Raw genomic sequence first — 13660 nt, 5'->3', positions numbered from 1 at the left:
TGCCGGAGCCAACACCGAGTGCGCTCAGCTTGGATTGCGCATTGTTCGCAGCGATACGTGCTTCTTCGTAGGCCTGTTGCGCCTGCAGGTAATCCTCGCTGGGCTGACATTCTTGAAAGCTTCCCCAGAGCTTTTTTTCACGCTGGTAGGTGGTGCGCGCCAGGTCCAGACGCGTCCTTGCCGCGTTCAGCGTGCTGCGCAATTCGGCCAGCTCAGGACTTGAGATCACGGCCAGTACCTGCCCCTTCTTCACCGTTCTGGCCCAGCTCCGCTTGCACCGAATCCGCAATCCCTGGAACACGTGGAACAATGTGCGCAGTGCGATCCTGGTCGAAACGAACTTCACCCGGCAACTGGACGGAAGCTTCGATCGTCTCCGGTGCCGCCGTTGCAAGTTTGATTCCCGCTTGCTGGATTTGCTGCGCCGTCAGTCGCACGAGCCCCTCCTCACCAGAATGGTGCTCGCCTCCTTCTTTCGATGCGCCGTGCCGACCAGGCCCGCGACGACCTCGAGGCCGAACAACTGCGCCTCACACAGGTGCTCGCCGATGCCTACCAGCGCGCCGAGGTGGCATCGACGCAAACGGTCACCCTGCGCGACCAGGTACTTCCAGCTGCCCAAAGCGCCTACGACGCCGCAGTCACCGGTTTCGAGATGGGGAAATTCGCGTTCACCGACGTGCTCGATGCCCAGCGCACGCTGTTCCAGACCAAGACCCAGTACCTGCGCGCGCTTTCCGACCGTTACCGCTCAATCGCAGACATCGAACGTTATGTCCCGATCGCGGCCGCCGGCGTGAACTCCACTGAAAGAACATCCAAATGAAGTCCATCAATCAAAACAAATCGACCAAGACCGTGGTGGCTATCCTCGCCGTCGGCGTGGTGCTCGGCGCCGCCATCCTGTTCTGGAAAAAGGAACCCAGCGAAACTGCCGGCGCCGAAAGCAAGAAGGAAGTGCCGCAGACCGTGGCCGGAAAAGCCGCATCGAAAGAAGGAGGCGAGCACCATTCTGGTGAGGAGGGGCTCGTGCGACTGACGGCGCAGCAAATCCAGCAAGCGGGAATCAAACTTGCAACGGCGGCACCGGAGACGATCGAAGCTTCCGTCCAGTTGCCGGGTGAAGTTCGTTTCGACCAGGATCGCACTGCGCACATTGTTCCACGTGTTCCAGGGATTGCGGATTCGGTGCAAGCGGAGCTGGGCCAGACGGTGAAGAAGGGGCAGGTACTGGCCGTGATCTCAAGTCCTGAGCTGGCCGAATTGCGCAGCACGCTGAACGCGGCAAGGACGCGTCTGGACCTGGCGCGCACCACCTACCAGCGTGAAAAAAAGCTCTGGGAAGACAAGATCTCAGCCCAGCAGGATTACCTGCAGGCGCAACAGGCCTACGAAGAAGCACGTATCGCTGCGAACAATGCGCAATCCAAGCTGAGCGCACTCGGTGTTGGCTCCGGCACGGGCGCATTGAATTCGCTATGAATTGCGTGCGCCGTTCGATGGCGTCATTGTCGAAAAACACATCAGCCTGGGTGAGGCCCTCAAGGAAGACGCCAACGTGTTCCTGCTGTCCGATTTGTCGCATGTATGGGTCGACATCGTCGTTACGCCCAAGGACCTGAATGTCGTGCGTGTCGGCGAAACCGCCACCGTGAAGGCCGCGGCCGCCGATCTCAGCGCGACCGGCAAGGTGACCTACGTCGGCGCCCTCGTCGGAGAACAGACCCGCTCCGCAACCGCCCGCATCGAGCTGATGAACCCGTCGCTCGCTTGGCGCCCCGGCCTGTTCGTCAACGTGTCGCTTGTGCAAAGTGCCAAGCGCGCCGCTGTCACCGTGCAAAGCGAGGCGCTGCAGACGGTTGAGGATAAACCGGTCGTATTCGTCCAGGCGCCCGAAGGCTTCAAGGCGCAGCCGGTGGTCGTTGGTGCGACCGACAAGGATCACGTCGAAATCCTGCAAGGCCTGTCCGCGGGAACCGCCTACGCCACGACTGGAAGCTTCGTTCTGAAGGCGGAGCAGGGTAAAGGCAGCGCCGAGCACGAGGATTGAGGAACACAACCATGTTTGAACGAATCATACGCTCCGCCATCGAGCATCGATGGATCGTTATGTTGGCCGTGTTTGCAATGGCTGCCATCGGCATCTACAACTACCAGCGGCTGCCAATCGATGCAGTCCCTGACATTACCAACGTCCAGGTCCAGATCAATACGTCCGCCCAGGGCTACTCGCCGCTCGAGGTCGAGCAGCGCGTCACCTATCCGATCGAAACCGTCATGGCCGGGCTGCCTGGCCTTGAACAGACCCGTTCACTGTCGCGTTATGGTCTTTCGCAGGTGACCGTCATCTTCAAGGACGGCACCGATGTCTTTTTCGCGCGCCAGCTGGTTAACCAGCGCATCCAGGAAGCGAAAGAGGGTTTGCCTGAAGGCGTCACCCCGAACATGGGCCGATTTCGACCGGTCTGGGCGAGATTTACCTGTGGACGGTCGAAAGCGCGCCGGGGGCGAAGAAGCCGGACGGCACGCCCTACACCCCGACCGACTTGCGCGAGGTCCAGGACTGGATCATCAAGCCGCAGTTGCGCCAGGTTCCCGGCGTCACCGAAATCAATTCGATTGGCGGTTTCTCGAAGGAGTATCACGTCACGCCAGACCCGGCCAAGCTCAGTTCCTATGGCTTGACCATGAACACGGTGGTCGAAGCGATCGAGCGGAACAACGGCAACGTTGGCGCTGGCTATGTCGAGCGCCGCGGTGAGCAATTCCTGGTCCGCGCGCCCGGCCAGGTCCGCACCCTGGATGACATCCGTAACACCATCGTCAGCAATGTGCGGGGCGTGCCGATCCGTGTGCGCGACGTCGCTACCGTCGGCCTGGGGCGCGAGCTGCGCACAGGCGCGGCGACGGCCAACGGCAAGGAAGTGGTGCTGGGCACCGTCTTCATGCTGATTGGCGAGAACAGCCGCGTGGTCGCGCAGGCCGCGGCCGACAAGATGGCGGAGATTAACAAGACGCTGCCGCCTGGCGTCAAGGCGGTGCCAGTCTACGACCGTACGGTCCTGGTCGACAAAGCTATCGCCACTGTGAAGAAGAACCTGATGGAAGGCGCGATTCTCGTCATCGTGATTTTGTTCCTGTTCCTCGGGAACATCCGCGCGGCGATCATCACAGCGCTGGTCATTCCACTGTCGATGCTGTTCACATTCTCGGGCATGGTGACCTACAAGATCAGTGCCAACCTGATGAGTCTCGGAGCGCTCGACTTCGGCATCATCATCGACGGCGCGGTCGTCATCGTCGAGAACTGCGTGCGGCGCCTGGCGCACGCGCAGGAGCACCACAAGCGCGAGCTGACCTTGAACGAACGCTTCCATGAGGTGTTCGCGGCAGCCCGCGAGGCGCGCCGTCCGCTGCTGTTCGGCCAGCTGATCATTATGGTGGTCTACCTGCCGATCTTTGCGTTGGCCGGCGTCGAAGGAAAAATGTTCCATCCGATGGCTTTCGCCGTGGTGCTGGCACTGGCTGGCGCGATGATCCTGTCGATGACCTTCGTGCCGGCCGCGGTTGCACTGTTCATTGGCAAGCGCGTCGCGGAGAAGGAAAATCTCCTGATGAGCAAGGCCAAGGACTGGTATGCGCCGGTGCTGGACAAGGTGCTGCGTAATGGTTCAGTCGTGCTGGCATCCAGCGTCGTGCTGGTAGTCCTGTCCGGCCTGCTCGCCGCGCGCCTCGGAAGCGAGTTCATCCCCAATCTGAACGAGGGCGACCTGGCGATCCAGGCCTTGCGTATTCCGGCGACCAGTCTGTCCGAATCTCTGGCCATGCAGGAGAAGCTCGAGACTGGCCTGAAGGCGAAATTCCCGGAGATCGACCGCGTATTCGCGCGTACGGGCACAGCCGAGATCGCCTCCGACCCGATGCCGCAGAACGTTTCGGACGGCTACATCATGCTCAAGCCCGAATCGCAATGGCCGGCGCCGAAGAAGCCCATGCCGCGCTTGTCGAAGCGATCCAGAAGGAGTCCGAGAAATACGTGGGCAATGCCTTCGAGTTCTCGCAGCCCATCCAGTTGCGTTTCAACGAGCTGATCTCGGGCGTGCGAAGCGACGTTGCGGTCAAGGTCTTCGGCGATGACATGGACGTGCTGGCGAAGACTGGACAGCAGATTGCCGAAGTACTGCAAAAGATCCCTGGCGCGGCCGAGGTCAAGGTCGAGCAGACCGGCGGTTTGCCGATGCTCTCGGTGAATATCGATCGGGAAAAGACGGCTCGCTACGGCCTGAACATCGCCGATGTGCAAGCGGCCCTCGCTACCGCGACGGGCGGACGCCAGGCCGGCACTATGTTCGAGGGCGACCGCCGTTTCGACATCCTGGTGCGCTTGCCCGAAGAGCTGCGTAGCGACATCGATGCGTTGCGCCGCCTGCCGATCGCGCTGCCGGCAGGCGAGAGCGGCACAGCCTCCTACGTACCGCTCGGCGAGGTCGCTGCGAACTGGCGTTCGCACCAGGTCCCAACCAGGTCAGCCGCGAGAACGGCAAGCGCCGCATCGTCGTCAGCGCCAACGTGCGTGGCCGGGATGTCGGCAGCTTCGTCCCTGAAGCGCAGGCCGCGATCGCCAAGTCGGTCAAGATCCCGGCAGGCTACTGGACCAGCCTGGGGTGGTACTTTCGAGCAGCTGCAGTCGGCGACTCAACGCCTGAAAGTGGTTGTGCCGCTGGCCCTATTCCTGGTGCTGACGCTGCTGTTCGTCATGTTCGGCAACCTGAAGGATGGATTGCTGGTATTCACCGGCATTCCGTTCGCACTGACCGGCGGCATCGTCGCCCTAACGCTGCGCGGCATTCCCTTGTCGATCACGGCGGCGGTCGGCTTCATCGCCCTGTCCGGTGTCGCAGTCCTGAACGGCCTGGTGATGATTTCCTTCATCCGTTCTCTGCGCGAGGAGGGTATGCCGCTCGACGAAGCGATCGTCCAGGGCGCGCTGACCCGCCTGAGGCCGGTTCTGATGACGGCCCTCGTCGCCTCGCTCGGCTTCGTGCCAATGGCACTGGCCACCGGCACCGGGGCAGAAGTGCAGCGGCCGCTCGCGACCGTCGTCATCGGCGGGATCCTTTCCTCGACCGCGCTGACGCTGCTGGTGCTGCCCCTGCTGTACCGGCTCATGCACCGGAAAGATGAAGAAGAAGTCGAGGTGCAAGCCGGAAAGGGCACAGTGGCAGCGCATTAGTGCATGCAACGCTCGAGCAGAGTTGGCTGGCGTTCAGCCGACCGGCTCTGCCGGGCACGCTAGCGCGCGGGGAAGGAATAGAGAGCGGCTGGCATGACGGCACCTGGTGAGGTTTAGGAGTTCGAGCACGATGACTAGTCCATGTAGCGAGACGAATCAGGCTAGAGCAGTCGAGGAGTGTCCGAGAGCTGCGATTAACGGACACGACGAGACGGACATGACCGAGATGCTCAATGAGCTGCGCATTCTGCTTCCCGGTGCGCAGCTGTTGAACGGCTTTCTCATTGCGCTGCCTTTCACTTCGGGCTTTCGCCAGATCGTCCAGCTGGAGAAATGGATATTCATGGCGACCTTCCTGTGCTCGCTGTCGAGTCTGATCCTGTTTACCGCTCCAGCGGTACAGCATCGCTTGCTGCGCCCGCTTGAGGATCGCATGCATTTCAAGGACGTCGCAAGCAAACAGATGCTGGCGGGGGCGTTTTTTCTCTCTGTCCCTGGTTCTATGTGCGAGTTTGGTGATTGCGGAAGTCATTGGTCACCCGGCCGGTCTGGGTGTGGGCGCGGTCTTTGCCTCAATGATCCTGGCCCTGTGGTGGCTGTATCCGTGGTTCTCGAAAAGGCGGAAATCGATTCCAGCAGCTTCGTCGTCGAAACAGCAAGCGCTGTTTGACGATACCTGAAAGGAGGAGAGATGGACGGCATCAAAAATGGTGCGTGCGCCACTTCGGTGAGCGCCGCATCGGATAAGGACGACTTTTGGAAAAGGGCGCTTCAGGTGTCGGAGCGGCGATTGAACGTTCTCGCATCGAATATCGCCAATGCCGATACCCCGAACTATAAAGCGCGTGACATCGACTTTCGAGCGGCAATGCAACAAGCGCTGCTCGAAGCCGCACCAGCAACCGATGCCGCCGACAAGACACGCTGTCGTGCCGGCGTCAGCAATAGTCAAGGCGAGCTCGAAATATTTTCTAGCTATCGCATCCCTGTACAAAGTTCGGTGGACGGAAACACGGTCGACATGGACACGGAGCGAGGTGCTTTTGCCGAACAGGCTGTCAAGCATCAGTTCTTGCTGCAGAAGGTGGCTGACGAATATAGGGAAATGGATTCAATGCTCAAGAATTTAATAGGCTGAGAACTGTGAGAACTAAGTTGATTATTCCAGGGATGATTGTCCTGCATGGTCTGGCTGCTTGCGTTACGTATCGGCCCGACGATTTGGGAACGCAGACCGGCTATGTGCAAAAAATATACCCATCAACTGAAACTCCCACCGACCACCCTGAATGCTTGGTGTCGCTCACAGATGACCAACGCTCCTCAGGGCGGTATGTCGAAGTTCAGTTCAAGCACCTTCGCAGTAAAAGGTACGTCAACATTTTTGTTGGCAATGAAATTGAGCTGAAGTTGAGCGACCAGGTCCTTGTGGGTTCTCCGTACTGCATTGGCAATCATAAACCTCGAATTATCGCGAAGCAGAACTGAATAGCTCGTTAGTGCGATCCAGCACCGACCAGGTGAGATCGCATTTTCATACTGGCCGTTTCGAGAGAAAGGTAAGCAAATGGAAGAGTTGAACCGAGTACGGCTGGAATTGCCGTTGGTGCTGCCCGAAGTCGACGATCCAAGGGATCCGTGTATCGGCCGGCTTATTGGCCTGTTAGAGGGGCGGCCTGGCGTCGAGCGGGTTCATATGAAGACACCCGAGGGAGCGCCCCCCATGCTCTGCCTGCACTATGATCCCGCAGTGATTACGGTTGGAAGGCTGCGCGAACTGGTGAGCGCCGTCGGTGCCCAACTCACGGAGAAGTTCGCACACTACCTGGGCTGTACGCAGGCACCGCTGCATGCCCGCGAAGCGCGATTGTTCGCTGAGCGCTTGCGCCATGTTCCTGGCGTGATGGAAGCAGAGGTTTCGCCATCGGGCAGGATCCGGGTGGAGTACGAACGCTCAAGCGTGACGCAAACGCAGCTGGAAAACCTGGTGCGCGGCGTCGGGACAGAGGCAGCACATGTGGAGAGGGCGGCCGCTAAAGCCAGGCCGGATGAAGGACACACCGCGGATCACGATCATGCCAAGCATGGCGAACACGAACACAAGCATGGGAAGGAAGACGCGCATGCGGGTCATGAACACGGGCATGGTGGCATCTTCGGGGAACATACCGAACTGATTTTCGCCGTAGCGGCCGGTGCGTGCGTGCTCGCCGGGTGGCTTGTCGAGCGCAGCGGCGCCACGCCTGGTTGGCTACCGCTAACGCTGTACATCGGCGCCTACCTGTGCGGGGGCTTCTTTACCGCGAAGGAAGCCATCGAGAACATCCTCGCACACCGCTTCGAGATCGACACGCTTATGCTGGTGGCAGCGGTCGGTGCGGCGGCGCTGGGCAAATGGGCGGAAGGCGGTCTCCTGCTGTTCCTGTTCAGTCTGGGCCACTCGCTGGAACATTTCGCAATGGGACGCGCGCGACGCGCGATCGAAGCCCTCGCCAAGCTTGCTCCCGAAACTGCACTGCTGAAGAAAGGCGACACAACGGAAGAGGTCCCGGTCGAGAGACTGCAGCCAGGCGACGTCGTACTGGTGAAGCCGAATGAGCGCCTTCCGGCCGACGGCGTCGTGGTCAAGGGGAGCTCGAGTGTGAACCAGGCGCCGGTCACCGGAGAGAGCGTCCCGGTCGATAAGTCACCTGTCGAAGACGGGAAGGCTGCGATTGCGACGTTCGATCGCGTGAAAGCCAATAACCGGGTCTTCGCGGGCACCATTAATGGAGCCGGCGCTATGGACGTCATGGTGGCGCGCCTGGCATCACAGTCGACGATGGCACGTGTCGTGCAGATGGTGGCGGAAGCTGAAGCCCAGCGTTCGCCTACACAGCAATTCACCGACAAGTTCGAACGCATTTTCGTTCCCGTGATCCTGGGACTGGTCGCCCTGTTGATGCTGGCCTTCCTTGTCATCGACGAGAGCTTCTCGGACAGCTTCTACCGCGCCATGGCGGTATTGGTGGCGGCCAGTCCATGCGCCCTGGCGATTTCGGTGCCGAGCGCCGTGCTGTCAGGCGTGGCGCGCGCCGGCCGCAGCGGGGTGCTGGTGAAAGGCGGCGGTCCGCTGGAGAATCTTGGAAGTCTCAATTCGATCGCTTTCGACAAGACGGGAACCCTGACCGAAGGCCGACCGAAATTGACCGATGTGCTGCCGGCTTCCGGCGTCAGCGAGTCAGAATTGCTGGCAGTGGTGGTCGCGGTCGAATCGCACAGCGACCATCCGCTCGCATCGGCGCTGGTCGAGGGTGGCCGCGAGCGCCTGCCTGCGAATGCTGCTTTAGTGCGTGCAGACGATGTACGTGGCTTGACCGGCCGTGGCGTGCAGGCTACGGTCGATGGTGAAACGACCTTTATCGCCAAACCCGCCCTGTTCGATGAGCTGGACGGCATGCGGCTGCCAACTGAACTGTTCAAGGCAAACGACAAGCTGGTGCAATCGGGGCGGACCACGATGGTCGTACGCAAAGGAGCGCGCTTCCTGGGTGTGATCGGTGTAATGGACACGCCCCGCCCAGCGGCGCCGTCTGTCATGAAGGAGTTACGTGAACTCGGCATCGAGCGTCTGGTCATGCTGTCGGGCGATAATCAACAGGTTGCCGACGCTGTTGCCCGCACTGTCGGCCTGACCGAAGCCAAGGGCGACCTGATGCCCGAGCAAAAGGTCGAAACAGTGAAAGATTTGCGTGAACGCCACGGCAAAGTCGCCATGGTGGGCGACGGCGTCAACGACGCGCCGGCCATGGCGAATGCCACAGTCGGCATCGCCATGGGGGCAGCCGGGTCGGACGTCGCGCTTGAAGCGGCGGATGTCGCGTTGATGAGCGATGACCTCAGCCAGCTTCCGTTCGCGGTTGGGCTGTCGCGCCGTACGCGCCGGGTCATCAAGCAGAACCTCTGGGTCAGCCTGGGCGTCGTCGCGGTACTTATTCCGGCAACCATTTTTGGTCTGAACATCGGGACCGCGGTCCTGTTCCACGAAGGCTCGACCCTGCTTGTCGTCATCAATGCGCTCCGCCTGCTCGCCTATCCGGGGACGGCTTCAGCCCCTGTTCAGGGTCCGGCGCCGGCCACGAATAAACAAGGTGGGGACGCGGCGAAGGTGTCGTCATGAGTGCCGTTCTGTCGAAAGTGCTGGGCTATGCCGCCTTGCCCGCAATCGCCGTGCTGGCAGGGGCTTTGATCGCGCTTGTCCGTCAACCCGGGGCTGGACTGCGCAGCGCGGTCCAACATTTCGCCGCCGGTACGGTGTTCAGTGTACTCGCCGTCGAGTTACTGCCTGACCTCGTGCACCGGCGAATGCCCTGGCCGACATTCCTGGGCTTCTCGTTTGGCGTCGCCTTCATGCTCGTCCTGAAATGGTTTGGAGATCGACGCGAGAATGCGGCAGGGGGCCGCGATACGAGTGGATTGATCACCGCAATGGGAGTCGACGTCGTCCTCGATGGCGCACTCATCGGCTTATCGTTCGCCGCAGGGGAAAAACAGGGGCTCCTGCTGACGGTCGGTCTGGTGCTTGAATTGTTCTTCCTCGGTGTTTCATGTGCAACCTCGTTACGCAGCGTCGGACAGACTGCGCTCAGAATCGGCGGTACCGCGGCCGTGCTCGGTATCGCATTACTTGCCGGCGCCGGGGCGGGGGCAGGGATATTGAATGCCGTGACGCCTGTCTTTATCGACGCACTACTTGCATTTGGTGTCGCGGCGCTGCTTTACCTGGTGACCGAAGAGTTACTGGTAGAGGCGCATGAGGAAGTCGAAACGCCGATCCAGACAGCCATGTTCTTTGCAGGTTTTATCCTGCTGTTCATGATTGACATGCTTGTATAACGCACAAGTTCATATGCCTAGTTAGAGATTTTAAAGATCGCTATGCGTAAAGAACCCGATATGCCGACTGAAGGTTTGCTGATTACCTTCTTCGGCTCTGTCATCAGCATTTTTTTGCTGTTGGGTATTTTCAAGCTGGTCGAAATCTGGAGGCGACGAAAGAGTCCCAATGTGGATCGATTAAAGCGGCCCAATAGGCGAAAAGAGAAAAAGTCGAATAATCGGCGACAAAAAGTTAAGCGCTAGTTTACGTAAGGAATTAAAGCAGCATCTGTATAAGTTTTACTCAGCCTCCTTCAGACAAAAAAATTTATGACGAAAATCCTCATCCTCGGCGTCAACGGTTTCATCGGCCATCACCTGTCCAAGCGCATCCTCGAGACCGACCGACTGGGAAGTCTATGGCATGGACATGAGTACGGACCGCATCGGCGATCTGTTGGGCCATCCGCGCATGCACTTCTTCGAAGGCGACATCACCGTCAACAAGGAATGGGTCGAGTACCACGTCAAGAAATGCGACGTGGTCCTGCCGCTGGTGGCCATCGCGACCCCGTCGACCTATGTCCAGCAGCCGCTGAAAGTGTTCGAACTGGACTTCGAGGCGAACCTGCCGATCGTGCGCTCGGCCGCCAAGTACAAGAAACACCTCGATCTTCCCATCGACTTCGGAAGTCTACGGCATGAGCCACGACGCCGAATTCGATCCGGAGAACTCGGAACTGGTCTACGGCCCGATCAACAAGCCGCGCTGGATCTACGCCTGCGCCAAGCAGTTGATGGACCGCGTGATCTGGGGCTACGGCATGGAAGGCCTGAACTTCACGCTGTTCCGTCCGTTCAACTGGATCGGCGCCGGCCTGGATTCGATCCACACGCCGAAGGAAGGTTCGTCGCGCGTGCTGACCCAGTTCTTCGGCCACATCGTGCGCGGCGAGACCATCCAGCTGGTCGACGGCGGCCACGCAGAAGCGCGCCTTCACCTATGTCGACGACGGCATCGACGCGCTCATGAAGATCATCGAGAACAAGGGCGGCAAGGCCACCGGTCAAGATCTTACAACGTCGGCAACCCGGCCAACAATTATTCGATCCGCGAATTGGCCCACATGATGCTGGAACTGGCCACCGAGTATCCGGAGTATGGGACCGGCGCCGCGAAGGTGGAGATCGTCGAAACGACATCGGGGGCCTATTACGGCGCCGGCTACCAGGACGTGCAGAACCGCGTGCCGAAGATCGAGAACACCAAACAGGACCTGGACTGGGCCCCGACGACCTCCATGCCCGACGCCCTGCGCCACATCTTCGACGCCTACCGCGGCCAGGTTGCCTCGGCCCGGGCTCTGATGGAGTGAGGGCGTCTACCGCGCGAAGCAGTTTGGTCGCCGGCGCTATCATCAACAGTCAAGCCACCGAGCGCTTCGCACGCGCACTCACATGATGATCAAGATTACTGAAAAAATTAATGTCGGAAATGAATCTCCACTGGTCATTTTCGGCGGCATCAATGTGCTGGAATCCCTTGATTTGGCGCTTCGTACTTGCGACGAGTTCGTTCGCGTCACACAAAAGCTTGCGATTCCATACGTCTTCAAGGCCAGCTTCGACAAGGCGAACCGCTCATCGATCCATTCGTTCCGCGGCCCCGGTCTCGAAGAAGGCATGCGCATGCTCGAGAGGGTGAAAACGACATTTGGCGTGCCCGTTCTAACCGATGTACACGAGCCATGGCAGGCAGACATTGTCGCGGAGACAGTAGACGTACTGCAATTACCTGCATTTTTGGCCAGGCAGACCGATATGGTCGTGGCGATGGCCAAGACAGGACGCGTCATCAATATCAAAAAGCCGCAGTTTTTGAGTCCAACACAGGTTTCCTTCGTTGTTGAGAAATTCAAGGAAGCGGGGAACGACCAGCTGATCTTGTGTGATCGCGGCACATGTTTCGGTTACGACAATCTGGTCGTGGACATGCTCGGTTTCGGTGTGATGAAAAAAGCTTGCCCAGGTGTGCCTGTGATCTTTGACGTTACCCATTCCCTGCAACAGCGAGATCCGATGAGCGCAACGTCGGGCGGGCGGCGGGATCAGATCCTTGAGCTTGGCTCGCGCGGGCGTCGCAGTTGGCTTGGGTGGGATTTTCCTCGAGGTTCATTCAGATCCCGATACCGCGAAATGCGACGGACCGAGCGCGCTGCCAGTCAGCGTTCTCGAATCGTTTCTTTCTCAGTTAAAGGTATTGGATGATCTTGTGAAATCTCTGGCTCCCATTCAGATAAAGTAGCCCGCCGGTTCCGGCATCGTCCGCAATCAAACCCATCGCTCACCATTGGTAAAAGTAATGATCGAATACGTTAAAAATAGCCTGGCCGACGCGCAGTCGGCACTTAATCGTTTCCTGGGTGACGAAACTAATCTGCGGAGCGTCGTGGATGCGGCAGGCTTGCTGGTATCGTCTTTTCGAAAATCTGGCAAAGCTTTTTCTTGTGGCAATGGCGGATCGATGTGCGATGCAATGCATTTTGCCGAGGAGTTCACGGGAAGATTCCGCAATAATCGTCCTGGTATAGCAGCCATTGCCATCAGCGACCCAACACACATTACGTGTGTCGCAAACGACTATGGCTATGATCAGGTATTCTCGAGGTACATCGAAGCGCACGGTCGCCAAGGCGATGTTCTACTCGCCATTAGTACGAGTGGGAAGAGCGAGTCAATTCTCGTTGCTGCCGGGGCAGCACGCCAACTTGGTATGCAGGTGATCGGCTTGACTGGAACACCTGGGCGAGCTTTTTCATCACACCGAAACCGAGCATGTCCACGACCAGATTGTCGTAACCGAAACATGTGCCGCGATCACACAAGATCAGCTGGTCGTTCCCCGCTTCCTTGAATTTCTCAACAACGAAGGAAACCTGTGTTGGACTCAAAAACTGCGGCTTTTTGATATTGATGACGCGTCCTGTCTTGGCCGTCCACCGATATCGGTCTGCCTGGCCAAAAATGCAGGTAATTGCAGTACGTCTACTGCTCCGCGACAATGTCTGCCTGCCATGGCTCGTGTACATCGGTTAAACGGGCACGCCAAATGTCGTTTCACCCTCTCGAGCATGCGCATGCCTTCTTCGAGACCGGGGCCGCGGAACGAATGGATCGATGAGCGGTTCGCCTTGTCGAAGCTGGCCTTGAAGACGTATGGAATCGCAAGCTTTTGTGTGACGCGAACGAACTCGTCGCAAGTACGAAGCGCCAGATCAAGGGATTCCAGCACATTGATGCCGCCGAAAATGACCAGTGGAGATTCATTTCCGACATTAATTTTTTCAGTAATCTTGATCATCATGTGAGTGCGCGTGCGAAGCGCTCGGTGGCTTGACTGTTGATGATAGCGCCGGCGACCAAACTGCTTCGCGCGGTAGACGCCCTGCACTCCATCAGAGCCCGGGCCGAGGCAACCTGGCCGCGGTAGGCGTCGAAGATGTGGCGCAGGGCGTCGCGGCAAGGTGCTGGATCATCCAACTAACTCCTCCGTTTTAACCTTAGCAAACA

12 protein-coding genes and 5 pseudogenes are annotated in these 13660 nt (G+C 59.1%); 12 read left to right on the top strand and 5 right to left on the bottom strand.

Features of this window, described 5'->3' with window-relative positions:
• Both ACWNCF_RS04920 and ACWNCF_RS04915 read right to left on the bottom strand, forming a co-directional pair.
• A pseudogene (locus ACWNCF_RS04920) lies at nt 1–202 on the bottom strand (efflux RND transporter periplasmic adaptor subunit); the annotation flags it as partial.
• 10 nt (nt 203–212) lie between these two features.
• Nucleotides 213–437, bottom strand: a complete 225-nt coding sequence (locus ACWNCF_RS04915) for a hypothetical protein (protein ID WP_449406237.1) — start codon at nt 435–437, stop codon at nt 213–215.
• 41 nt (nt 438–478) lie between these two features.
• On the opposite strand from ACWNCF_RS04915, the gene ACWNCF_RS04910 reads away from it, so the two are divergent.
• The 12 genes and pseudogenes from ACWNCF_RS04910 to ACWNCF_RS04855 form a co-directional block, all read left to right on the top strand.
• On the top strand, nt 479–826 hold the full coding sequence (locus tag ACWNCF_RS04910; RefSeq protein WP_449406236.1) for a TolC family protein: 348 nt from the start codon (nt 479–481) through the stop codon (nt 824–826).
• The gene (locus ACWNCF_RS04905; protein ID WP_449406235.1) at nt 823–1482 is read left to right on the top strand and encodes an efflux RND transporter periplasmic adaptor subunit; all 660 of its coding nucleotides are present in this window, start codon (nt 823–825) and stop codon (nt 1480–1482) included. The genes ACWNCF_RS04910 and ACWNCF_RS04905 overlap by 4 nt, the downstream gene beginning before the upstream one ends.
• A 1-nt stretch (nt 1483) precedes the next feature.
• Complete coding sequence (locus ACWNCF_RS04900) at nt 1484–2050, top strand: efflux RND transporter periplasmic adaptor subunit (protein ID WP_449406234.1); 567 nt, start codon at nt 1484–1486, stop codon at nt 2048–2050.
• A gap of 11 nt (nt 2051–2061) precedes the next feature.
• Nucleotides 2062–5233, top strand: a pseudogene (locus tag ACWNCF_RS04895) (CusA/CzcA family heavy metal efflux RND transporter).
• Nucleotides 5234–5450: 217 nt separating this feature from the next.
• A complete protein-coding gene (locus ACWNCF_RS04890; RefSeq protein WP_449406233.1) occupies nt 5451–5903 on the top strand; it encodes a DUF6328 family protein in 453 nt (150 codons plus the stop codon).
• 21 nt (nt 5904–5924) lie between these two features.
• Complete coding sequence (gene flgB, locus ACWNCF_RS04885) at nt 5925–6371, top strand: flagellar basal body rod protein FlgB (protein ID WP_371763461.1); 447 nt, start codon at nt 5925–5927, stop codon at nt 6369–6371.
• 429 nt (nt 6372–6800) lie between these two features.
• A complete protein-coding gene (locus ACWNCF_RS04880; protein ID WP_371763462.1) occupies nt 6801–9392 on the top strand; it encodes a heavy metal translocating P-type ATPase in 2592 nt (863 codons plus the stop codon).
• Complete coding sequence (locus ACWNCF_RS04875) at nt 9389–10108, top strand: ZIP family metal transporter (RefSeq protein WP_449406232.1); 720 nt, start codon at nt 9389–9391, stop codon at nt 10106–10108. The genes ACWNCF_RS04880 and ACWNCF_RS04875 overlap by 4 nt, the downstream gene beginning before the upstream one ends.
• A gap of 406 nt (nt 10109–10514) precedes the next feature.
• Nucleotides 10515–10691, top strand: a pseudogene (locus ACWNCF_RS04870) (bifunctional UDP-4-keto-pentose/UDP-xylose synthase); the annotation flags it as partial.
• Nucleotides 10692–10791: 100 nt separating this feature from the next.
• Entirely contained in the window at nt 10792–11466 is a 675-nt protein-coding gene (locus ACWNCF_RS04865) for a bifunctional UDP-4-keto-pentose/UDP-xylose synthase (RefSeq protein ID WP_449406231.1), read from the top strand.
• A gap of 85 nt (nt 11467–11551) precedes the next feature.
• Nucleotides 11552–12395: pseudogene (gene kdsA, locus ACWNCF_RS04860) on the top strand (3-deoxy-8-phosphooctulonate synthase).
• 57 nt (nt 12396–12452) lie between these two features.
• Nucleotides 12453–12827, top strand: a pseudogene (locus tag ACWNCF_RS04855) (SIS domain-containing protein); the annotation flags it as partial.
• Here the strand turns inward: ACWNCF_RS04855 and ACWNCF_RS04850 are convergent.
• From ACWNCF_RS04850 to ACWNCF_RS04840, 3 genes are read right to left on the bottom strand one after another with little or no spacing between them, the layout of a single operon-like run.
• Nucleotides 12802–13041 carry a hypothetical protein gene (locus ACWNCF_RS04850; protein ID WP_449406230.1) on the bottom strand — a complete coding sequence of 80 codons (240 nt, stop codon included), beginning with the start codon at nt 13039–13041 and terminating at the stop codon, nt 12802–12804. The pseudogene ACWNCF_RS04855 and the gene ACWNCF_RS04850 overlap by 26 nt on opposite strands.
• Nucleotides 13038–13454 carry a hypothetical protein gene (locus ACWNCF_RS04845; RefSeq protein WP_449406229.1) on the bottom strand — a complete coding sequence of 139 codons (417 nt, stop codon included), beginning with the start codon at nt 13452–13454 and terminating at the stop codon, nt 13038–13040. The genes ACWNCF_RS04850 and ACWNCF_RS04845 overlap by 4 nt, the downstream gene beginning before the upstream one ends.
• Nucleotides 13451–13630 (bottom strand): hypothetical protein, encoded by a 180-nt coding sequence (locus tag ACWNCF_RS04840; RefSeq protein ID WP_449406228.1) that lies wholly within the window; start codon nt 13628–13630, stop codon nt 13451–13453. Before ACWNCF_RS04840 ends, ACWNCF_RS04845 begins: the two co-directional genes overlap by 4 nt.
• Between the last annotated feature and the right edge of the window lie 30 nt (nt 13631–13660).

This window comes from Massilia phosphatilytica (assembly GCF_977014125.1).
This window is presented reverse-complemented; position numbering and strand designations above follow the sequence as displayed.